Origin of the sequence: Brevundimonas sp. (assembly GCF_965278935.1) — a bacterium.
Taxonomy (GTDB): Bacteria; Pseudomonadota; Alphaproteobacteria; order Caulobacterales; family Caulobacteraceae; genus Brevundimonas.
This window is the reverse complement of sequence record NZ_OZ257124.1, coordinates 2,808,740-2,829,940: the sequence shown is the minus strand read 5'-3', so window position 1 is coordinate 2,829,940 and position 21,201 is coordinate 2,808,740. Positions and strand designations below refer to the sequence as shown.

The 21,201-nt window shown below is 67.8% G+C and carries 20 protein-coding genes and 1 tRNA gene; 11 read left to right on the top strand and 10 right to left on the bottom strand.

The window, feature by feature from the left end; genetic code table 11:
• The first annotated feature begins 52 nt into the window (after window positions 1-52).
• The 3 genes from ppdK to ACQY68_RS14075 all read left to right on the top strand — a co-directional run bounded on the left by ppdK (window position 53) and on the right by ACQY68_RS14075 (window position 4,365).
• Entirely contained in the window at window positions 53-2,743 is a 2,691-nt protein-coding gene (gene ppdK, locus ACQY68_RS14085) for a pyruvate, phosphate dikinase (protein ID WP_428150157.1), read from the top strand.
• 40 nt (window positions 2,744-2,783) lie between these two features.
• A complete protein-coding gene (locus tag ACQY68_RS14080; protein WP_428150155.1) occupies window positions 2,784-3,677 on the top strand; it encodes a 2-dehydropantoate 2-reductase in 894 nt (297 codons plus the stop codon).
• 157 nt (window positions 3,678-3,834) lie between these two features.
• On the top strand, window positions 3,835-4,365 hold the full coding sequence (locus tag ACQY68_RS14075) for a porin family protein (protein WP_428150154.1): 531 nt from the start codon (window positions 3,835-3,837) through the stop codon (window positions 4,363-4,365).
• Window positions 4,366-4,409: 44 nt separating this feature from the next.
• On the opposite strand, the gene ACQY68_RS14070 is transcribed toward ACQY68_RS14075, so the two are convergent.
• From ACQY68_RS14070 to ACQY68_RS14040, 7 genes are all read right to left on the bottom strand, one after another.
• The gene (locus tag ACQY68_RS14070; RefSeq protein ID WP_428150152.1) at window positions 4,410-4,670 is read right to left on the bottom strand and encodes a hypothetical protein; all 261 of its coding nucleotides are present in this window, start codon (window positions 4,668-4,670) and stop codon (window positions 4,410-4,412) included.
• Between the two features lie 100 nt (window positions 4,671-4,770).
• Window positions 4,771-5,919: a beta-ketoacyl-ACP synthase III gene (locus tag ACQY68_RS14065; protein ID WP_428150150.1), complete on the bottom strand. Its 1,149-nt coding sequence runs from the start codon at window positions 5,917-5,919 to the stop codon at window positions 4,771-4,773.
• 99 nt (window positions 5,920-6,018) lie between these two features.
• Window positions 6,019-8,019 (bottom strand): capsular polysaccharide biosynthesis protein, encoded by a 2,001-nt coding sequence (locus ACQY68_RS14060; RefSeq protein WP_428150149.1) that lies wholly within the window; start codon window positions 8,017-8,019, stop codon window positions 6,019-6,021.
• A 110-nt stretch (window positions 8,020-8,129) separates the two neighbouring features.
• Window positions 8,130-8,963 carry an HpcH/HpaI aldolase/citrate lyase family protein gene (locus ACQY68_RS14055; protein WP_428150148.1) on the bottom strand — a complete coding sequence of 278 codons (834 nt, stop codon included), beginning with the start codon at window positions 8,961-8,963 and terminating at the stop codon, window positions 8,130-8,132.
• A 2-nt stretch (window positions 8,964-8,965) separates the two neighbouring features.
• Window positions 8,966-9,643, bottom strand: coding sequence for an SDR family NAD(P)-dependent oxidoreductase (locus tag ACQY68_RS14050; RefSeq protein WP_428150146.1), 678 nt, complete (start codon window positions 9,641-9,643; stop codon window positions 8,966-8,968).
• Window positions 9,640-10,557, bottom strand: a complete 918-nt coding sequence (locus ACQY68_RS14045) for an ROK family protein (RefSeq protein WP_428150144.1) — start codon at window positions 10,555-10,557, stop codon at window positions 9,640-9,642. The genes ACQY68_RS14050 and ACQY68_RS14045 overlap by 4 nt, the downstream gene beginning before the upstream one ends.
• Window positions 10,558-10,566: 9 nt before the next feature.
• Window positions 10,567-11,061 (bottom strand): GAF domain-containing protein, encoded by a 495-nt coding sequence (locus tag ACQY68_RS14040; protein WP_428150143.1) that lies wholly within the window; start codon window positions 11,059-11,061, stop codon window positions 10,567-10,569.
• A gap of 336 nt (window positions 11,062-11,397) precedes the next feature.
• On the opposite strand from ACQY68_RS14040, the gene ACQY68_RS14035 reads away from it, so the two are divergent.
• The 3 genes from ACQY68_RS14035 to ACQY68_RS14025 all read left to right on the top strand — a co-directional run bounded on the left by ACQY68_RS14035 (window position 11,398) and on the right by ACQY68_RS14025 (window position 15,221).
• Entirely contained in the window at window positions 11,398-12,807 is a 1,410-nt protein-coding gene (locus ACQY68_RS14035) for a tetratricopeptide repeat protein (RefSeq protein WP_428150142.1), read from the top strand.
• 15 nt (window positions 12,808-12,822) lie between these two features.
• Window positions 12,823-14,283, top strand: a complete 1,461-nt coding sequence (locus ACQY68_RS14030; RefSeq protein ID WP_428150141.1) for a hypothetical protein — start codon at window positions 12,823-12,825, stop codon at window positions 14,281-14,283.
• Window positions 14,284-14,393: 110 nt separating this feature from the next.
• On the top strand, window positions 14,394-15,221 hold the full coding sequence (locus ACQY68_RS14025) for an outer membrane protein (RefSeq protein WP_428150140.1): 828 nt from the start codon (window positions 14,394-14,396) through the stop codon (window positions 15,219-15,221).
• A gap of 88 nt (window positions 15,222-15,309) precedes the next feature.
• On the opposite strand, the gene ACQY68_RS14020 is transcribed toward ACQY68_RS14025, so the two are convergent.
• Window positions 15,310-15,385, bottom strand: a tRNA-Ile gene (locus tag ACQY68_RS14020).
• Window positions 15,386-15,593: 208 nt separating this feature from the next.
• Here ACQY68_RS14020 and ACQY68_RS14015 point away from each other — a divergent pair.
• The 3 genes from ACQY68_RS14015 to ACQY68_RS14005 all read left to right on the top strand — a co-directional run bounded on the left by ACQY68_RS14015 (window position 15,594) and on the right by ACQY68_RS14005 (window position 17,768).
• Entirely contained in the window at window positions 15,594-16,340 is a 747-nt protein-coding gene (locus tag ACQY68_RS14015) for an SIMPL domain-containing protein (protein ID WP_428150138.1), read from the top strand.
• Window positions 16,341-16,581: 241 nt separating this feature from the next.
• Window positions 16,582-17,280: a pirin family protein gene (locus ACQY68_RS14010; protein WP_428150137.1), complete on the top strand. Its 699-nt coding sequence runs from the start codon at window positions 16,582-16,584 to the stop codon at window positions 17,278-17,280.
• A gap of 98 nt (window positions 17,281-17,378) precedes the next feature.
• Complete coding sequence (locus ACQY68_RS14005; RefSeq protein WP_428150135.1) at window positions 17,379-17,768, top strand: DoxX family protein; 390 nt, start codon at window positions 17,379-17,381, stop codon at window positions 17,766-17,768.
• A gap of 81 nt (window positions 17,769-17,849) precedes the next feature.
• Here ACQY68_RS14005 and ACQY68_RS14000 read toward each other — a convergent pair whose 3' ends face one another.
• Window positions 17,850-18,638, bottom strand: coding sequence for a PhoH family protein (locus tag ACQY68_RS14000; protein WP_428152672.1), 789 nt, complete (start codon window positions 18,636-18,638; stop codon window positions 17,850-17,852).
• A 291-nt stretch (window positions 18,639-18,929) separates the two neighbouring features.
• Between ACQY68_RS14000 and ACQY68_RS13995 the strand changes: the two genes are divergently transcribed.
• Window positions 18,930-19,457 (top strand): gamma carbonic anhydrase family protein, encoded by a 528-nt coding sequence (locus ACQY68_RS13995; protein ID WP_428150134.1) that lies wholly within the window; start codon window positions 18,930-18,932, stop codon window positions 19,455-19,457.
• On the opposite strand, the gene ACQY68_RS13990 is transcribed toward ACQY68_RS13995, so the two are convergent.
• On the bottom strand, window positions 19,454-19,981 hold the full coding sequence (locus ACQY68_RS13990; protein ID WP_428150132.1) for a PAS domain-containing protein: 528 nt from the start codon (window positions 19,979-19,981) through the stop codon (window positions 19,454-19,456). The two genes, ACQY68_RS13995 and ACQY68_RS13990, sit on opposite strands and share 4 nt — an antisense overlap.
• Before the next feature lie 312 nt (window positions 19,982-20,293).
• Here ACQY68_RS13990 and ACQY68_RS13985 point away from each other — a divergent pair, with 312 nt between their 5' ends.
• Window positions 20,294-21,190, top strand: a complete 897-nt coding sequence (locus ACQY68_RS13985) for a hypothetical protein (RefSeq protein ID WP_428150130.1) — start codon at window positions 20,294-20,296, stop codon at window positions 21,188-21,190.
• The last annotated feature ends 11 nt before the right edge of the window (window positions 21,191-21,201 follow it).

The window sequence follows — 21,201 nt, the reverse complement described above, 5'->3', positions numbered from 1 at the left end:
GCACGCGAGCGGGGGCAACCCGCCGGCACGATCCGACTTCAGGGGACTACCGATGACTCAGTGGGTGTACGGCTTCGGTGGCGGTTCCGCCGACGGCGATGCGTCGATGAAGAACCTCTTGGGCGGCAAGGGCGCGAACCTGGCCGAGATGGCGAAGCTGGGCCTCCCGGTGCCCCCCGGCTTCACCGTCACGACCGAAGCCTGCGTCCACTATTTCTCCAACGGCAACGCCTATCCGGGCGACCTCGCCGAACAGGTCGCGACCGGTCTGAAGGCCGTCGAATCGATCGTCGGCAAGACTTTCGGCGACGCCTCCAACCCGCTCCTCGTCTCCGTCCGCTCGGGCGCCCGCGCCTCCATGCCGGGGATGATGGACACGGTCCTGAACCTCGGTCTCAACGACGAGACGGTCGAGGGTCTGGCGAAGCTGTCTGGCGACCGTCGCTTCGCCTTCGACAGCTACCGCCGGTTCATCACCATGTACTCCAACGTGGTTCTCGGCCTGTCCCACGACGACTTCGAGGAAGTCCTCGACGACCACAAGGATCGCCTGGGCGTCACCGTCGACACCGACCTGTCGGCCGCCGACTGGGAAAAGGTCGTCACCGAGTACAAGGCCGTGGTCGAACGCGAACTGGGCCGCGCCTTCCCTCAGGATCCGAACGAACAGCTGTGGGGCGCCGTCTCGGCCGTCTTCGCCAGCTGGATGAACGACCGGGCGAAATTCTATCGCCGCATGCACGACATCCCCGAAAGCTGGGGCACCGCCGTCAACATCCAGTCGATGGTGTTCGGCAACATGGGCGAGACCTCGGCCACCGGCGTCGCCTTCACCCGCAACCCCTCGACGGGCGAAGCGAAACTTTACGGCGAGTTCCTGATCAACGCCCAAGGCGAGGACGTCGTCGCCGGCATCCGCACGCCCCAGTCGCTGACGAAGGACGGCCGCGAGGAGATGGGCGAGACCGCCCCCTCGATGGAAGAGGCCATGCCCGTCGTCTTCGGTCAGTTCGTCGACGTCGTCGGCACGCTGGAGCGCCACTACCGCGACATGCAGGACATCGAGTTCACGGTCGAACAGGGCCGGCTGTGGATGCTGCAGACCCGCAACGGCAAGCGCACCGCCAAGTCGGCGCTGAAGGTCGCCGTCGACCTCGCCGCCGAGGGCGTTATTACCCAGGAAGAGGCGATCAGCCGCGTCGAGCCGTCGGCTCTCGACCAATTGCTGCACCCGACGCTGGACCCCAACGCGACCCGCAACGTCGTGGCCGCCGGACTTCCCGCCAGCCCAGGCGCCGCGACCGGCAAGATCTGTTTCGACGCCGATGAGGCCGAGCGCCTCAACCAGCTCGGCGACGCCGTGATTCTGGTGCGCGAAGAGACCTCGCCCGAGGACATCCACGGCATGCACGCGGCGCGCGGCATCGTCACGGCGCGCGGCGGCATGACCAGCCACGCGGCCGTCGTGGCGCGCGGCATGGGCCGTCCCTGCGTCTCCGGCGCCGGCGAGATCCATATCGACGAACAGGCCCAGACCTTCACCGCGCGCGGGCGCACCTTCAAGGCCGGCGAGGTCATCACCATCGACGGCTCGAAGGGCGAGGTGCTGGACGGCGCCGTGGCCATGATCGAGCCGGAACTGACCGGCGACTTCCAGACCCTGATGGCCTGGGCCGACAAGGTCCGCCGCCTAAAGGTCCGCGCCAACGCCGAAACCCCGCTCGACGCCCGCACTGCGCGCGGCTTCGGCGCCGAGGGCATCGGCCTGTGCCGCACCGAGCACATGTTCTTCGACGAGGCCCGCATCGCCGCCGTGCGCGAGATGATCCTGGCCGACGACGAGGCCGGCCGCCGCACGGCGCTCGACAAGATCGAGCCGTTCCAGAAGTCGGACTTCGTCGAGCTGTTCACCATCATGGCCGGCCTGCCCGTCACGGTCCGCCTGCTCGACCCGCCCCTGCACGAGTTCATCCCGCACTCCGACGAGGACATCGACGCGCTGGCGGCCACCTCGGGCATCGACGCCGCCAAGCTGAAGCGTCGGGCCCGCGAACTGCACGAGACCAACCCGATGCTCGGCCACCGCGGCTGCCGTCTCGGCGTCGCCTATCCCGAGATCTACGAGATGCAGGTCCGGGCGATCCTCGAGGCCGCGCTGGAGGTCAAGAAAACCGCTGCCGAAGCCCCGATCCCCGAGATCATGCACCCTCTGGTCGCCATGGGTCTGGAGATGAAATACCTGCGCGAGCTGACCGACCGCACTGCGCGCGACGTCTTCGCCAAGACCGGCGACAGCGTCGAATATCTGGTCGGCACCATGATCGAACTGCCGCGCGCGGCCCTGCGCGCCGGCGATCTGGCCGAGCATGCCGAGTTCTTCTCCTTCGGCACCAACGACCTGACCCAGACCACCTTCGGCATCAGCCGCGACGATTCGGGTCGGTTCCTGCAGGCCTACATGGACAAGGGCATCTTCGAGACCGATCCCTTCGTCCGCCTCGATCAGGAAGGCGTCGGCGACCTGATCCGCATCGCCGCCGAGCGGGGCGGGGCGGTCCGTCCCGATATCAAGATGGGCATCTGCGGCGAACACGGCGGCGACCCCGCCTCGATCGCCTTCTGCGAGGAAGTGGGCCTGGCCTACGTCAGCTGCAGCCCCTATCGCGTGCCGATCGCCCGTCTGGCGGCGGCGCAGGCGGCCCTGGTCACCCGCGGCGGCGAGGCCCGCGAAAAGGATCGGTGATCGCGTTGCGGGGGCGCGGGGCAGGGCATAAGTCCCGCTGATGACCTCTCCCGCAAAGCTCTCTATCGCCGTCGTCGGCCCCGGAGCCATCGGCGGCACGGTCGCGGCCTGGCTGTCGCACAGCCCGCTCGTGTCGTCGGTCACCCTGTGCGCCCGTACGCCGCTGGACCGTCTGGTGGTCGAAGCACCCGACGGCCGCCTGATCGAGGCCAGCCCCCGCGTGGTCACGGATCCAGCCGAGATCACCGCCCCCGTCGACTGGGTCCTCGTCGCGACCAAGGCCTATGACGTCGCCGCCGCCTCGCGCTGGCTCGCGCCTCTGGTCGGGCCGAACACCCATGTCGCCGTGCTCCAGAACGGCGTCGAGCACGTCGAACGGTTCGCTCCCTTCGTCGCCCGCGAGCGAATCGTCCCGGTGGTCGTCGACATTCCAGCCGAACGCAGCGCCCCCGGTCGCATCCAGCACCGGCGCGATGGCACGATCGTGGTCCCGGCTGGCGAGGCGGGCGAGACCTTCGTCGCCCTGTTCGCCGGGAGCGTCATTGACGCCTCGACGACCGGGGACTTAACCACCGTCGCCTGGACCAAGCTCAGCCTGAATTGCGCCGGGGCGGTCAACGCCCTGACCGGCCTCCCCGGCGGCGTGGTGCGTGAGGCGGGCGTCGCCGCCTTGATGCGGGCTATGGTGCGCGAATGCGTGCTCGTCGGCCGGGCTGAGGGCGCGGATCTCGGCGACCACATCCCCGACTGGGTCGTGGAGCGGGCCGAGACCTCACCGCCAGACTCGGTCAACTCGCTTCTCGGCGACCGTCTCGCCGGCCGTTCGATGGAGTGGGACGCCCGCAACGGCGTCATTGCCCGCTTGGGCGCCGTCCACGGCATCGCCGCTCCGCTCAACGGAATGGCCGCGACCCTGCTGTCAACGATGGAATAGGGCGACAAGGCGGCGAGTATAACGCCGTCTGTGCTTCGGCACGCACAGTCTCCAGTCTGTAATCATCCGGCCATGGAACGACCCGGCGGAGTACATACTTGTGCACTCGCTGGATGGGGCAGGGACAACGTTCCCACATCTAGGAGTTATAGAAACTATGCGTAACATTCTTCTCGCGACCGCCGCTATTTCACTGTTCGCCGTGCCTGCGATGGCTCAGAAGATCTCGACGCCGCAATGGTCGGGCTCGGCCGGCTATACCGCTCTGGACGCCGACGGCGCCGATCTTGGTGCGATCACGGGTCGGGCCACGGCTCGCCTGCATCCGAACTTCGCCGTGGAAGGCGAGGCCTCAATCGGCGTCCGTGACGACAACGTCACCGTCGCCGGCGTGAACGCCAAGGTCGAACACGACTATGACGCCGCCGCCTACGCCGTCGGCATCCTGCCGGTGTCGCCGAACCTCGAACTGTTCGGCCGCGTCGGCTACGGCACGACTTCGATCAAGGCTGAGGCCGCCGGCGTCCGCGCCGAGGCCGATGGCGAGAGCGTCAACTACGGGGTCGGCGGCAACTACTTCTTCGACGCGCAGAACGGCGTACGTGCGGACTGGACGCGCCGTGACTTCACCGACGACAACGGCAGCGAGGTCGACACCTACGGTGTCAGCTACGTGCGTCGCTTCTAGAAAATGAGATGGAGCCCCGTCCGCATCGCGGGCGGGGCGCCCCTTCAGCCGGGCTCGGCGATCAGGGCCCAGCGTTTGGAGCCCGCGCCGAACGGACGGGCAAACCATTCGGAGAATTCCTCGAAAGCCTCGACGATCGCCTGTTTCAGGTCCTGCGTCACCGGCTCTCCGCGCGTACGCCTGAGCGCCGCCACGCAATCGATGACCGTGTCCTGATGCGCCGAACCGCCGAGCGATTTCAGCACCATCGCGACGTCTCGTGCGAGGGATTCGAGGAAGTTGGGCTTGGCGGGCGCTTGGCTCATCCGGGGACTCCGTTCCGGGCGGCGTCTGGTGGCGAAGTCCTCCCAGAGACAGCCGCCGGACGCAAGCTAAGCCGGTGTTTGTCGGGTCATCAGTTCGTGATCAGGCGCGTTTCCGCACGAAGACCGTCCCGGCCGAATATCCCGCGCCGAAGCTGCAGATCAGCCCCGTATCGCCGGCCTCGAAGCCGTCCTGATGCAGGTGGAAGGCGATGACCGAACCGGCCGAGGAGGTGTTGGCGTACTCGTCCAGGATGATGACGTTCTCGTTCGGCTCCGGGTCGCGGCCCAGCACCTTGCGGCCGATCATCTGGTTCATGTTGATGTTGGCCTGGTGCAGCCACATCCGCTTCAGGCCGGTTGGTTCGATGCCGAGGTCGCCCGCGTGGTCCACGATCATGTCCGACACCATCGGCACCACATCCTTGAAGACCTTGCGACCCTGCTGGATGAACAGCTTGTCGTCCTGCTGGCCGGCTGCGCGTTCGTCCGGACCCGCGCCCGTTTCCTGAGCCCAGCGGTTCAGGAAGCCGAAGTTGTTGCGGATGTTGTTGGAGAAGACCGTCTTCAGTCGCGTGCCGAGGATGTCCCAGCCGCCGGGTCCCGCTGTCTCGGAGCTCTCAACGATCACGGCGGTGCAGACGTCGCCGAAGATGAAGTGGCTGTCGCGGTCGGTGAAATTCAGGTGGGCCGAACAGACCTCCGGGTTGACCATCAGCACGGCCTTGGTCGGGTCGTTTGCGATGAAGTCCGCCGCGGTCTTGATGCCGAAGGTGGCAGAGGAACAGGCGACGTTCATGTCGAATCCGAAACCCTCGATGCCCAAGGCCTGCTGGATCTCGACAGCCAGGGCCGGATAGGGGCGGGGCATGTTGGACGCGGCACACAGGACCGCACCGATCTCCGAGACCGGCTTGCCCCAGGCCTCGATCGCCTGACGTGCCGCCTTGACCGCCATCTCGGCCATGATCGACAGCTCGTCGTTGCCGCGTTCGGGGATGCGTGGCGCCATCCGTGAGGGGTCGAGCACACCGGCCTTGTCGAGCACGAACCGGCTCTTGATGCCCGAGGCCTTCTCGATGAACTCGACGGAGGAGGGCGTCAGGGCCGCGACATCGCCCTCGGCGATCTGCAGCGCGTGATCCCTGTTCCAGTTCTCGGCCCAGGCGTTGTAGGCCTCCACCAGTTCGGCGTTCGAGATCGACTGTTCGGGGGTGAACAGGCCGGTGGCGGCGATGACGGCGTGTGGCACTCTTTTTTCGTCCCTATCGCTCGGCTCGCGGAGCCTCGCTGCTTGAGGGACGGTTTGGTGCGTCCCGTTCGAGGGATGTCATTGCCCCCGTTGATGGATTCAATAGGCCGGTGGCGGGCGGCGGTCGAGACTGGCGAGCATGCCCTTCCACCAACGCGCGATCTGGTGAGGCGGAGCCTCGGGCGGAGGGTCGTTGCGCGCGGCGATCAGGGCAGCGACCAGATCCTCGGCCTCGCAGGGCCAGCCTTCTGGCGTGACATAGATCGGGTACTCGATCAGGGCCGCGGCCACCAGCGCATCGAGGCTCGCCCGGCGCGTGCGGCGCTCATAGGTCATCCGATCCTGCGTCAGCCCCCAGCCGCCGTAGAAGGGCCGGCCATAGGTCGCCACCGCCTTGCCGCGCAGCAACGCCTCGAACCCCGACAGGGAGGTCAGGGTCGCCAGCACGTCGCAGGCCTCCAGACAGTCGATGATGTCGAAATCGTCGGCTATCGCGTCCACCGCATGGATCGCCGAGGCGTCGAGCATGCCCGGCCGGTTGCCGCTCATGACATCGGGGTGGTTGCGGTAGATCAGGAAGGCGTCCGGATAGTCGGCCCGCACCGCCTCGACGAGACCCGAGTTGGTGCGGATATCCCCGCAGCCCTTCAGGATCGACTTGTCGTTCTCGACCTGGCCGACGACCAGGACCTTGCGGGCGCCGCCGGGCCAGTCGGGGCGGCGTCCGGCTCCGGCCAGATTGTATTTGGACAGACCGGCGTCGACGACGCGTGCGCGCACGGCCTTGGCGCGCGCCAGCATCTCCGGTGTCTGCGTCCCGCCCTCGATCAGGCTTTCCAGCAGTGAGGGTTTGGTCGGGTCGTAGTAGACGCCCTGGTCGTCCAAGGCGACGCTGAGCGCCCCGAAGAAGTCCGAGCCCAGGCCGCGCGAGCGGATGAAGCCGTCCTCCATCCGCACCACCGGCGCGGAGGTGGTCGCGGCGACGCCGGCGATCTCCGCCGTCTCCTTGCCGGCCCAGTAAATCAGTCGGCCGCCGGTCTCCTCAGCTTTGGCCGCAGCGCGGCTGGCGGAGGCGAAGTACTTCATGGTCGTGCGCGGGCCGTTCAGCAGCCGCCGGATCGGCGGGCGTTTCGCGGGCGAGAAGCCGACCCCGGCCCAGTATCCCGCGAGGCGCTCGGCCCGGTCCCGCAGTGAGATCAGCCGGTCGATCGCCGCCTCGGCTTCGCAGCGCAGTCCGGTCACCGGATCGACATAGCGGGGATAGGCGATCAAGGCGGCGGCGGCGACGGTCTCCAGATCGCGCCGGACGCCGCGTCGGCCGGTCTGCACCTCGTCCGTCGTCAGGCCCCACCCCGAATAGAAGGAGGCGCCGAAACAGCGGACGGGCAGGCGGCGCAGCAGGGCCTCGAACCCGAGCGCGGAGGTCACGCACCAGACCGCATCCACCTCGGCCAGCAGCTCGGCCGGACGCACGTCGGCGTCCAGCAGGGTGACGCCCTTCAGGTCCGCATCGGCGATACAGCCCTTCTTCTTGCCCGCCGCCACAGCCGGGTGACGTTTGACGATCAATTGGGCGTCGGGATGCTCGGCCTTCGCCGTCCGGACCATCGCCGCGAAACTCTCAGGGCCGGCCAGACCGTTGCCGATCGAGGCGTCGCCCGCCGTCTGGTCGACCAGCAGGATGCGCGGGCCGGGCTTGAGGATCGACCGGTCGAGGAGGCCGCCCATATTCGTTTTCGACAGGCCCGAGGCGACCACGCGCGCGATCAGGGCGGCAGCGCGGGCGTGCATAGCGGGGTCGCACCAGTCAGGCGCGGTCTCGATCAGCTGTTCCAGCCGCGAGGGGCGAGTGGCGTCATAGTAGACGCCGATGTCGTCGACGATCAGGCTCAGCGAAGCGGCGCCGGTCTCGCCCAGCCCGATGGATCGGAGGAACCCGTCCTCCAGCGCCAGATAGGGCAGGTTTTTCGCCACTGCCCTATTTCGTCCCGCCTTCGATGTCGGCTTCAGACCCCAGCCGACAACCGCATCGACGGCCGCGAAAGGGCTGGCGACCAGCTCCAGTTCGGGCAGGAAGGTCCGCAGGAACGGGACCTCCAAGATCCCCGGAGAACACACCCAGGCTCGCCGGGGCGAACCGCCGGGCTCATCCGTGCTGAGGAGGACAGGGTGTTGCAACCGTTACGCTTTCGCCGAGCTCGGCTGACGGTCTATCGGCTCGCAGCGGCGCGCGCCAGCAGGGCCTGTGCGCGTGCGAGATGAAGCCGTTCGACCATAGCGCCGGCGACCCGGATCGCGCCCGATCCGTCCGCCTCCGGAGCGGCGAAGGCATCGACGATGGCCTGAGCCTGTGCGAGCTCGTCCGGGGTCGGAGAAAAAGCCTCGTGGGCCGCCTCGATCTGGTTCGGATGGATCAGGCTCTTGCCGTCGAAGCCGTAGAGCCGCCCCTGTGCGCACTCGGCGGCCAGCCCGTACGGATCGGTCAGCCCGTTGAACACGCCGTCGATGGCCGCCAGCCCGTTCGCCCGCGCCGCCGCAACCGTCGCCGCCAGCCAGGGCTTCAGCGGTTCGCGATCCTTCGATGCGCCCGTCCCCAGTGTCGCCGCCAGGTCGTTGACCCCCAGCATGAGCGCCCTCAGAGGCCCTCCTGCGCCTGCGATATGTGAGAGATCGAGCAGGGCTCTGGGCGTTTCGATCATGGCGCAGAGCCGCACGGATTCATCCATGCGCGCGTCATAGGCGTCGATCAGGCCCGGCTCCTCGATCTTGGGCGCGACGATCCAGTCGAGCGGCAGGCCTGCCAGCGCCTCCAGGTCCGCCTCGCCCCATTCGGTCCCCAGCGCATTGACCCGCACCCCGACCGATCCCCTGAAGCCGCCGGCTTGAACGGCCGCGACCGCCGCCGCCCGGGCCCCGGCCTTCATCTCGGGCGCGACCGCGTCCTCGAGGTCCAGCACGGCGAGGTCGCAGTCCAGGCCCCGCGCCTTCTCGATGGCGCGGGGGTTGGAGGCGGGCAGGAACAGGAGGCTGCGGGGGATATCCATCTTCAGACGCGACCCGTGACGGGGATCAGGGCGCCGGTGATCGCGCGCGACGCCGGCGAGGCGAGGAACAGCATGACCTCGGCCAGATCCGACGGCTGGACCCATTTTGCAGGATCGGCGTCCGGCATGTCCTCGCGGTTCTGCGGTGTGTCGAGGATCGAAGGCAGGACGGCGTTGACGGTCACCGAGGTCGATTTCAATTCCTCGGCCAAGGCCTCCGTCAGGCGATGCACTGCCGACTTGGACGCCCCATAGGCTCCCATGCCCGCCGCGGCCTTCAGCGCGCCATTGGCGCCGACGTTGACGATCCGGCCCTCGGTCGACGCCCTCAGATGGGGCAGGGCGGCGCGGCTGGCGTTCAGCGCGGTGGTCAGGTTCAGCGCGAACATCCTGTCCCACGCGGGTCTGGCGTCGTCGGTCGTCTGCCAGACGAAGCCGCCGGCGATATTCAGCAGGGCGTCGATGCCGCCGAACCGCTCGACGACCTTCGCTATGGCGGCTTCGGTCGCGCTCGCGTCGGTCAGGTCGACCCCGCCGATCTCCAGCGCCCCATCTGGCGCCGCCTCGCCCGTGGCATGGTCGATGAGGGCGACGTTAAGGCCTCTGGCCAGCGCCGCCTCGACGACCGCCTTGCCGAGAACGCCGTGGCCGCCGGTGACGACGAGGGTGCGAGTGGTCATGGGGTGTCTCCTTGAGGTTCGTCCAGCGGCCACAGCCGCGCCGCGCCGCGCACGCCGGAGGCATCGCCCCAGACCGCCGGCGCGATCCGGCCCGCCCAGTGATCGGAGAAGGCGTAACGCTCGACCACGGCGGGTAGCCGCTCATACAGCTCCGTCACGTTCGACATCCCGCCGCCCAGAACGACGACATCGGGATCGACGAGGTTCGTGATCATGGCGATGGCCCGGCCCAGCCGGTCAACATAGCGATCCAGACTTTCGACCGAGGCCGCCTCACCGGCGCGCGCCCCGGCTACGATCCCCTGCGCGTCCAGCGCCTGCCCTGTCCGCTCAAGATGATCGCGCTGCAGGCCCGAGCCCGACACCCAGGTCTCCAGGCATCCGTGCAGGCCGCACCAGCATTTCGGACCCGGCGCTTCCCCGGCGGCCGGCCAGGGCAGGCTGACGTGGCCGATCTCGGCCGCGACCCCGCCGACGCCCTCGACCAGCGAACCGTCCACGACCAGTCCGCCGCCGCAGCCCGTGCCGATGATGATGGCGAAGGCGACCTTCGCTCCCGCCGCCGCGCCGTCGGTCGCCTCGGACAGGGCCAGGCAGTTGGCGTCGTTGGCCAGCCGGATCGGCCGCCCGAGCCGCGCCTCCAGATCGTCGCCGAACCGCCGCCCGTTCAGATAGACGGAGTTGGAGTTTCGCATGAGGCCGGTGCGCGGTGACTGCGACCCGGGCGTGCCCATGCCGACTGTGCCGGTCCGCCCGCTCTCCTGCTCGACGAAGCCGACCAGGTCGGCGACTGCGTCGATGGCGGCGTCATAGGCCCCGGGATTGGGCACGCGCTTGCGAGCCAAGACGCCGCCGTCGGCATCCAGGCCCACGGCCTCGATCTTGGTTCCGCCGAAGTCGATACCGATGCGCATCGGAGACGCTTAGCTGGCGAACACCTTGCCCAGCAACCGCTCCAGCGCCTCGGCGTCCACCGCGTCGAACGCGGCCTTCCGCGTCGCGTCCACGTCGAACACGGCAATCAGGTCGCCCCCGCCGTCCAAGACCGGGACGACGATCTCGCTTTCGGACCTGCCGTCGCAGGCGATGTGGCCGGGGAAAGCGTGGACGTCCTCGACGAGTTGGGTCGTCCGCGTCTCGGCCGCCGTACCGCAGACGCCGCGACCGAAGGCGATTCGCAAGCAGCCGAGCGTGCCCTGATAGGGGCCCACCACCAGCTCACGCTCTTTGGCAGGGTCAACGACATAGAAACCGGTCCAGAAATAGTCCTCGAAGGCGTCGGCCAGCATCGATGACACCGTCGCCATACGGGCCGTCACATTCGGCTCGCCGTCCAGAACCGCCAGAATCTCGGCCTCGACCTCGGCATAGCGGGCGGCCTTGTCGGCGGGGCGATCGTCGCGGGCGACGTAGGACATGCGGGCTCCAGAGCTTCGACAGGCGAGCGCGGCATATAGGCCGCAGGGCCGCCGGGTGCGAGGGACCGTTCGCCTCACAAGCGTAAACCGCTGTTTTCTGTGGATTAAGCTTGGCCGCGCCCGATTCTGGCCATCTTGCGGCAACGCTTTGTCGTAAACCGGCGTTAACCATGATCGGAAGTTCACTGGACCAAACCGTTGGTTTGGGAAATGGTTAACGCCGAGCCGCTGCAGGGCTTCCAGTTTGTTGGTTTGGGGAACGGGGTGAGGGGAATGCGCGATCGCGACGCCAGAGATGACGACCGCTCGCGAGGCTCCCGCCTGCGGGGGCCGATCATGGCCGTCGCTGTCATCGCCGCCCTGGCCCTGACCGCCGGCGCGGTCGCCAGTTGCAGCGATCAGGGCGTGGCCTTCTGGCGCAAGGGCGACAACACCGCGGCCAACGCCTGCCCCCGACCCCAGTCCGTCACCGGCTCTGAGTTTAATGCCCAGGAAGCCGGTCTGCGCCAGCTCCGCCGCGCGGCATTCCGCGGAGATTTCTTCGCCCAGCTCGAACTCGGCGCTCGCTATGCGGCGCTGAGGGCGACCGACAAGAATATCGAGGACCCGATCGAGAGCGCGGTCTGGACCGGCATGGCCCTGGCCAATGATGAGGGCTACGCCCCGATAAACCGGGCGGACCGCGGCGGCCTGTTCGGCGGTCTGCGCAACGTGTCGCGGTACGACGACTGCCGGGCCTGGGAGCGCCACGTCGCCTATCGTCGCCTTGACGAGCAGCTGTCGCGGATGACGATGGAGGAGCAGTCCGAGGTCCGGAACCGCATCATCTACGTCCTGTCGACCCAGGATGCGGACGGCTTCCGCGCCCTGGCCCGGCTGCACGACGCCCTCTACGGTCCGTTCGGCGAGCCCGAGGACAATGCCCAGGCGCGCGAGGCCTGGGGTCGCAATCCGGGCGGCCAGCCGGATCGCCGTCGCGCCGGCTACTATGCCGCCGTCAGCCTGTTCCCGAGGAACGACGTCGACGCCTACCTGTACAACTACCTGGCGGTTCAGACGGGCGATGTCGGCGCCTATGTCCTGCTGAAGGACTTCGAGCGGTCCTCGCCGGGGCGGTCGCGCTACGGCGCCTTCGTCGAGGCCAAGGCGCGCCAGTGGGTTCCGCCTTACGAATTCTATCCGAACGAGGCCCCGGCCTCGGGCGTGCCCTTCTCGGACGAGAGCCGTCCGCGCGGTGACGCCTATGAATATGCGCTGGGCCGGATGACGGAACTGCCCTTCGTCCACGTTGGTCGCGCCCTGCGCTACCTCGGCGTGACCGAAGACGTGAAGACCGCCCCGAACGACCTCTCGGCCCGCCAGATCCAGACGCTGGAGGCCATGCTCGGCCACAACATGGAATCGCGACTCTCCTATCTGGAGATGGTCCGCGCCATTCAGCTGGCGGCGGTCAACGGCTCATCGGAGGCCCAGCTGGTGCTGGCGGTGATGTATTCCGAAGGCATCGGCGTTCCGCCCGACTATGCCCGCGCCTTCCACTGGTATTCCCAGGCCGACAAGCAGGGCTCGCCCGAGGCCAAGTTCGCCGTATCGACCTATTTCGCGCTCGGCGTCGCCGGGGTCGCGGATCAGGACAAGGCGGAGGCCGTCGCCTCTCGCATCGATTCGGCGCTGGCCGGCTTCGGCCCGTCCGCCTCTCGCCTGCAGGCCGTTCTGGCCCAGGTTTCCCGTTCGCAGCGCCGCTAAGGAGGGGCCGGACCGATGAAGACGATCACGCTCACCCTATCGGCCCTCGCCATCGCCGCCGGCCTGACGGTCGCGGCGCCCGAGGCCCAGGCCCAGACGGCCGCCCGGGTCGAAAGCCAGACGCGTCCGAACTTCGGCCTGCTGCTGGACCCGCCCGCAAGCCAGAGCCGGCGTCAGAATCGGCCGCGCCGCTGGAACTACGGCTCCCATAATCCGAACTTCCGTTCCGGCTATCAGCCCCCCTATGGCGGCCCGATCACCCCCGGCGGCGAGGAGATCGTCCTCGTCGACTGCGGCGGCAATCCCGGCACGGGTGGAGTCGAGGCGGCGGTCCAGCGCGTCCGCCCCGGCGGCACCCTCGTCATCCGGGCGCGCGGCGGCGCCTGCGTCGGCTGGCTGAATGTCGACAAGCCCATGACCATCATCGGCGAGGGCGGCTTCGATCCCCGTCGCTGGGGCGAGGGCTCGGCCATCACGCTGCAGGCTCCCGACGGCCTGCCCTGCATCACCGTGGCGTCCGGGGTTCGTCTTGAGCTGCGCGACGTCGTCCTGGCCTCTCCGCGCGGCGGGGACGCGGCCTGTATCGTCAGCTATGGCGGCCAGATCATCGGCAACCGCGTCGGCATCCGCCACGCCGGCGACGAGGCCGCCATCTTCGCCGACGGCGGCACGGTCGATCTGCGCGACACCATCATCGACGCCCGCACGATCGCCCCGGCTATCGTCGCCGAGGGTGCGACTCTCAATCTGTGGGAGACCGTCATCTCGGGCTCGCAGTCGGGCATCGAGATCACGCCCGGAGACGGCGAACCTTCGCGCATCGATTCGGTCACCCTGACCGGGGTCGAGTCGCCCAACAACTATGGCCCGCGCGCCATCGGCCTGTCGGTACGCTCGCGCCGCGACTACGGCCGCGTCGAGGTGGTCAATACCAAGATCTGCGGCTTCTCCGAAGGCATCGCCGTCGAGGGCGCTTCGGTCACCGTCTCGGGATCCAAGATCTGTCGGGCCGACAAGGGCGCGGTCCTCTACAACGGCGAGCTCAGCCTGACCGACAGTCGTGTCCGTGCGACCTCGGTCGGCGTGGCCGTCCAGTCCGGCCGGGCCATCGTCCAGAACAACACCTTCGTCGGCATGCGCGAGGTCTTCTATCGCGAGTATCGCGCCACCCTGGACGCCTCGGGCAACCGGGTCTGGTCCGACGAACTGTGTCGCCCGCGGTGGGAGGCGCGCTATCGGGACCGCTATGCGCCCCAGTGGTACCAGCGCCCGGACCAGGGCTACGACTGCCAGTTCACCGCCTACCCGCGCGACTGGTGGGATGAGATGGACGGGGCCTACGGCGATCCCTACGACGACTATTCGTACATGCCGGACAACTACGGCCGCTTCCAGCAGGGCGACGGCTGGTATGATTCCAACGGCCGTTATGTCGATGGCGGTCGAATCCGGGGGGACGATCGCTGGCGCAGGTAGCGGCGGGTTGTCGCACCGGCGGCAAAAATCCGGCCGCAATGCGTCCATAACGGCCTAGCTGCGTATTTCCTTCTGTCAGGCCCTCTCCGGCCCCTTGAAGGAATACGTTGATGATCAAGACCTTCGCCGCCGTGAGCGCGGCCGCCCTCGCTCTGGTCGCCGTGCCCGCTTCTGCCCAGGACTGGTCCGGCGCCTATATCGGCGGCTACGCAGGCTATCTGATGCCGTCCCAGGATGAGGACGAGCGCATCCTGTTCGACACCAACCTGGACGGAACCTACGGCGACACGGTCCGCACCACAGCGGCGGCCGACGCCTTCTCTCCGGGCTTCTGCGACGGCCGCCCGAACGGCAACAACGCTGCCGCCGGCTGCTCGGATGACGAGAACGGCACGGGCGAGGTCGGCATTCGCGGCGGCTATGACTGGCAGTCGGGCGCCCTGGTCTTCGGCATTGTGGGCGAAGTCGGCATCACCGGCGTGGAGGACGCCGTCACCGCCTTCTCGACGACCCCCGCCAGCTACACCTTCGAGCGTGAGATCACCTCGACCGCAGCCGTCCGCGCCCGCGTCGGTTACGCGATGGGGACCTATTTGCCCTACGTGACCGCCGGCTACGCCCGCGCCAATGTCGAGCAGAACTACTACACGTCCAACGCAGCCAACAGCTTCACCCCGACCCGCGACACGACCGACGCCGACGGCTTTCAGGTGGGCGCGGGCGTCGAGAAATGGCTGACCAGCAACATCACCGTGGGCGTAGAGTATCTGTACTCCGATCTCGACGTGAACGACGCTCTGGTCGTCCGCACCGGTCCGGGCACGGCCCCGGCCACCAATCCTTTCCTGCTGGTCAATCCGGCCGGCACGAACCAGATCCGGTCCAGCGACTCGATCGAACTGCATTCCTTCCGCGTGACGGCCTCCGTCCGCTTCTAGGTATCCGGTTGAGCGCCTCTCCCCCCGGAGCGCTCCCGACGGCCCGGTTCTCCCCGAGAGAGCCGGGCCGTCATTCTGTCGGGGAGGGTGGTAGGCGCGGAGGGACTCGAACCCCCAACCAGACCGTTATGAGCGGTCGGCTCTAACCATTGAGCTACGCGCCCCCAAACCGCACGACCTGGGGCGGAGGACCCGCCTAGCAGGGGGCGGAGCGCCGGGAAAGAGCCCCGAGCCTGTCGGCGATTTCATTCCGATGAACGGTTTCTGGCGATGCGACCATCCCCGCCGTTCAGGCGTTCAAGGCCAAGGTTCGGCCACGGCCTGCGCAGAGAACGGGGGCCGTCGCCAGTTTCGTTCTCGATGAGGATCCCCATGACCCGCACCTTCAAGGCCTTGATGGCCGCCACCGCGCTGACCGTGTTCGCCGCGCCCGCCGCCTTCGCCCAGTCCGCTCCCACCACTCCGATGCAGGTCCACGCCATGGCCGCCCAGCCCGCCCTCAACCTGTCCGCCTATGGCGAGGTCCGGGTCGCGCCCGACATGGCCACCATCACCTTCGGCGTACAGACCGAGGCCCCGACGGCCCAGGCCGCGATGGCCGACAACGCACGGCGCATGCAGGAAGTCTTTGCCGCCCTCAGCCGCGCCGGCATCGCCGACCGCGACATCCAGACCTCGGGCCTGAACCTGTCGGCGCAGTATGACTATGTCGAGAATCAGCCGCCCCGCCTGCGCGGCTACCAGGCCTCCAACCAGGTCACCGTGATCATCAACGACCTGACGAAGGTCGGCACGACGGCGGACGCGGTGGTTGGCGCCGGGGTCAACCAGATCAACGGCATCTCCTTCGGCCTCAAGGATCCCAAGGCGGCCGAGGACCAGGCCCGCGTCCTGGCCGTCCGCGCCCTGCAGGATAAGGCGCGTCTCTATGCCCAGGCTCTGGGCGTCGAACTGGGTGGCGTCCGCTCGCTGAATGAAGGCGGCGGGTATCAGCCCCAGCCTCCCGTCATGTTCACGGGCGCCCGTATGGCGATGGCCGACAGCGCCTCGACCCCGGTCGCGGCCGGCGAGATGACGGTGCGGATCGACATCACCGGGACCTACGACCTGGGCCGGTGACCTTTGACCCTCTCCCCGGTGGGAGAGGGCTTGAGGCTCGCAGAGCGCAGCGATGCGCGAAGCCGAAAGGATGAGGGTCGGGTTTCCACGGTGACGCACGGCCCTCACCCGCTCTCCCTCTCCCACCGGGAGAGGGAGTCATCATTATTCGTCACTGCTGCTGTTGCGGTTCTCTCCCGGCCCCTTATGTTACCGTCCGAGCAACAGCGCTGCGGGACGTCCTGCGGCCGGAGAGACTTCAATGATCGAGCGCAGACCGTTCGAGAGCCTGGGCGGCGCCAACCACGGCTGGTTGAACGCCAAACACCATTTCTCCTTCGCCAACTACTATGACCCTGCGCGCATGAGCTGGGGCAATCTGCGCGTCTGGAACGACGACGAGATCGCCGCCGGCTCGGGCTTCCCGCCCCATCCGCACTCGGACATGGAGATCATCACCTACGTCCGCGAAGGTGCGATCACCCACGAGGACAGCCTGGGCAACAAGGGCCGCACCGAGGCGGGCGACGTCCAGGTGATGAGCGCCGGCACGGGCATCCGCCACGCCGAGTACAATGCCGAACCGGGCACCACGACCCTGTTCCAGATCTGGATCGAGCCTACCAGGCGCGGCGAGAAGCCAAGCTGGGGCGCCAAGCCCTTCCCCAAGGGCGACCGCTCGGGTCAGTTCGTCGTTCTGGCTTCCGGTTTCGACGGCGATGGCGACGCCCTGCCGATCCGCACCGACGCCCGTCTGGTCGCCGCGACCCTGAAGGCCGGTGAAAGCGCGACCTATGCCTTGGGCGCCAACCGTCGCGGTTATCTGGTCCCGGCCATCGGCGCGGTCGAGGTCAACGGCGTTCGCCTGAACGCTCGCGACGGCGCCGCCATCACGGACGAGGCGACGATCACGGTCACGGCCGTCAACGACGCCGAAATCGTTCTGGTCGACGCAGCCTGATACCCAAGGCTGACTTGCACTTCGGCCCGTGCGGCGTAGCGTCGCTGTACGGGCCGCACGTCTTCAACGCGATCCTTCACAGACAGGGGTGGAAACACATGAATTTCTTCAACGGCGCTTTCAGGTATCAACCGCAGGCTCTGGCCATCCTCCGCATCGTCACGGGCCTGACCTTCCTGGCCCACGGCGTCATCAAACTGTTCGGCTTCCCCGAAGGCGCGATGCCGGGCCAGCAGGAGATCGCTTCGCTGATGGGCGTGGCCGGCATTCTTGAGACCGTGGGCGGCCTGCTGATCATCCTGGGTCTGTTCACCCGTCCGACCGCCTTCGTTCTGTCGGGCATGATGGCCGTGGCCTATTTCATGGCCCATTTCCCACAGAGCTTCTATCCGGCGGTGAACGGCGGCGACGCGGCCATCCTGTTCAGCTTCGTCTTCCTCTATCTGGTGACCTCGGGCCCCGGCGCCTGGAGCCTGGACAAGCGCTGAGAGCGCCAGGCCACAGGCTGAAATGAAGAAGGCCGGCGGATCCTGCGATCCGCCGGCCTTTTCCTTGTCCTGTCGGTGAGGTCAGAGGACCCCGATCATGCTCGCGACCAGCGGGTGCCGGACGATATCCCCCTCGGCCAGACGCACCACCGAGATTTCCGGCACCGCCTCCAGACGCTGGGCGATGTCCGCTAGCCCTGACAGCGAGGGCAAGAGGTCCGTTTGGCCCGGGTCGCCGGTCACCACCATCGTGGAATGCCAGCCCAGCCGCGTCAGCAGCATCTTCAGCTGCACATAGGTGCAGTTCTGGGCCTCATCGATCACGATGAAGGCGTTGTTCAGGGTGCGGCCGCGCATATACCCGACCGGCGCGATCTCGATCAGCCCCTCGGCCATCAGCGCCCCGACCCGCTTCATAGTCAGTCGGTCGGACAGGGCGTCGTAGAGGGGCCGCAGATAGGGGGCCAGCTTGTCCTCCATCGCGCCGGGCAGGAAGCCGATCGATTCGCCGGCCTCGACGGCGGGGCGCGACAGGACGATGCGTCCGACCTTGCCGGCTTCCAGCGCCTCGACCGCCTTGGCCACCGCCAGATAGGTCTTGCCCGTGCCTGCCGGGCCGAGCGCCACGCACAGGTTGGAGGTGTCGATGGCGTTCAGCAGCGCGGCCTGGCCCTCGGATTTGGGTTTCAGCGTCTTCAGATAGCCCTGTTCCCGATCGTCGTTGGATGGATGCGGCGACCAGGCGCTCCGGGTGTGCGGAGTGGGCAGGCGGCGAACTTTCGCATCCTGTCCATAGTCGGGTCCGTCGAAGGCTCCGCCTTCGCGGGATTGACGCTTCAGGGCTGCACGCTTGGTCATCAGTGCCTCCAGGGCATGAAAAAAGGCGATGCTGCGAAAGCATCGCCTCGAACGAGGGTGGGGAGGAGAAAAGAGGCGCAGACAGCGCATCCGGGGTCGGAGATGTATCCCACATCCGGCGGGCTTGCCCGCCGCGGACCCGAACGCTTCACTGACGTCCCCCGACATCTGACCGGACCGGGATTGATCCGGTTTCGGACTCGGGGCCGAAATGGCGACCTCGAATCGCATCAACAGAGTGATGCTATCGTGGTTAGCGAAGTGTTAAAGCCCTCATTTGCTTGAGAATAAGGTGATGTTTCGATGACGATCTATTCGCTGGCGGACAAGAAACCGCAGCTTCCGCCAGAGGGCGAATACTGGATCGCGAACAATGCTGTCGTCATAGGAGACGTGATTCTGAGGCCCGGCGCCAGTGTCTGGTTCGGGGCTGTGGTCCGCGCCGACAACGAGACGATGACCATCGGCGAGAACACGAACATCCAGGACGGCAGCGTCCTGCATTCCGACCCCGGTTCGCCCCTGACCATCGGTCGCGACGTGACCGTAGGGCACAAGGTCATGCTTCACGGGTGCACGGTCGGGGATAACAGTCTGATCGGCATCGGGGCGGTGATCCTGAATCGCGCGCAGATCGGAAAGAACTGTCTGATCGGGGCGAATACCCTGATCCCCGAGGGCAAGATCATCCCCGACGGCTCCCTGGTCATGGGCCAGCCGGGGAAGGTGGTGCGCGAACTGGACGAGGGGCAGATCGCGGCGCTGACGGCCTCGGCGCACCACTACGTGCAGAACTGGAAGCGGTACGCGGCGGATTTGAAGAAGGTCTAGGCGATCCTGCGCCCATCCAGCGCCGCCAGGGTCAGGGGCGCACGGCTGGGCAGTCCCACGCCGATCGACAGGCGGGCGGTCAGGGGGCCGACCGCTTCCGAGCGGCGCTCCTGTTTGGCGACCGGCTGATAGAGGCCGATCAGGCGGTCGGCCGTTCCGTCAGGCTGGCGCATGGGCGCGATGACGATCTCGAGCACGCCCCTCAGCCGGGCCGCCTCGGCGACCATCACGACAGGGCGGGCCTCGCGGAAGGTCTGCACCACAGCGCTTGCTACAAGCGGACGGCTCTCCGGAGCCCACAGCTCCAGCCAGGACACGCCGCGCATCGGACGCGCATGCAGGGTCTCGATCCAGGCGCCGGCCAGACGGAAGGTCGCGCCCTCGCTGACCCGGTCGGCGGTGAAAAGCTGCGGCACCAGCCGGCCCATCCGCATCGGCTCGAACGTGGCGCGCGCGGGAATCCGGCCGGCCTCGGGCAGGGCCGCCCAGTGGTCGATCAGATTTTGCGTGCCGGGATGGAACATCGCCCTCGCCTTCGAGCGATTCGGCGCAAGGCCCGGACCAACCGCGCCACGAGCGACAGGGCGAAAACCCGCCCTCAAGCAGCAAGCGGCCACGCCGCGAGCGGTAGGGCGAAAACCCGCCCTCAAGCAGCAAGCGGCCACGCCGCGAGCGGTAGGGCGAAACCCCGCCCTCAAGCAGCGAGCGGCCGCGCCGCGAGCGATAGGGCGAAAAGCATCCGACTAACGGAAACGAAAGACCTTTGCCGCCAGATGTCAGGCTGAACCGGCCCGCGCTCCGCGCGACGCCGCTTGTTGTTTGCAGGAGCCCAGCCCATGCGGGTGCGGATCAAGACCTGGCTGGTGGCCGCCGCCGCCGGCATCGGCCTCTGGGGCCTGGCCAGCGCGGCCGGGTCGGCCCAGTGCACCTCGGGCTGCCAGCCGCCCCCGCCGCCGTGCAACATGGGGTGCAACCCGCCCCCGCCTCCGCCCCCTCCGCCGCCACCGCCGGATTGCTGCACGCATCCCGGACCGCCGGACTATCCACCGCCGGGCGACATCAACATCAACGTCAACGTCAATGCGAACGCCAACGCCAGTGCGGCGGCGCGGGCCGGAGTCAACGCGCGTGTCGGGGGCTACGGCAACCTGCGCGGGGGTGGCGGCGGGTCGGCCTATTTCAGCGTCGAACAGCCGTATCCCACGGTCATCCAGAACCTGAACGTCGAGGCCGGGGCGGTCGCCCAGGTCGTGCGCGTGCCCTACGAAGCGCGTCGTCGCTGGGAAAAGCGCGTCGTCATTCAGGCCTTCTGCATCGATGATCGCGACATCCCGCATCCGGCCTCGCAGGTCATTCCCGACCGCGACATCGCCGACAGCTATGAGGGCGAACTGTTCCGCTGCATCGCCGGCACCCATCTGCAGGTCACATGGTCCGAGTGGTCGGGTCAGGTCAGCAACGACAACCAAGGCGGCGAGACCTTCGCTTGCGAGAAGGGGAACGCCCTGTGGCGCGACCGGTCGGGCGAGATCACCTGCCGGGTCCAGCGCCCGGAACGCGACTGCAACGAGCGGTCCCTGCTGCGTCGCTACGGCGCGGGTGTGAAGGTGGTCACCTGGATTCGCGAGGAGGTCTACACCGAGTACCGCGAGGAGACGGTGATGGCGCAGGGCGCCTCGATCGTCGGCGCGACCATGATGCTGGACGGCGGGGTCGGCGGACGGGTCTTCTAGAGACCTGAACA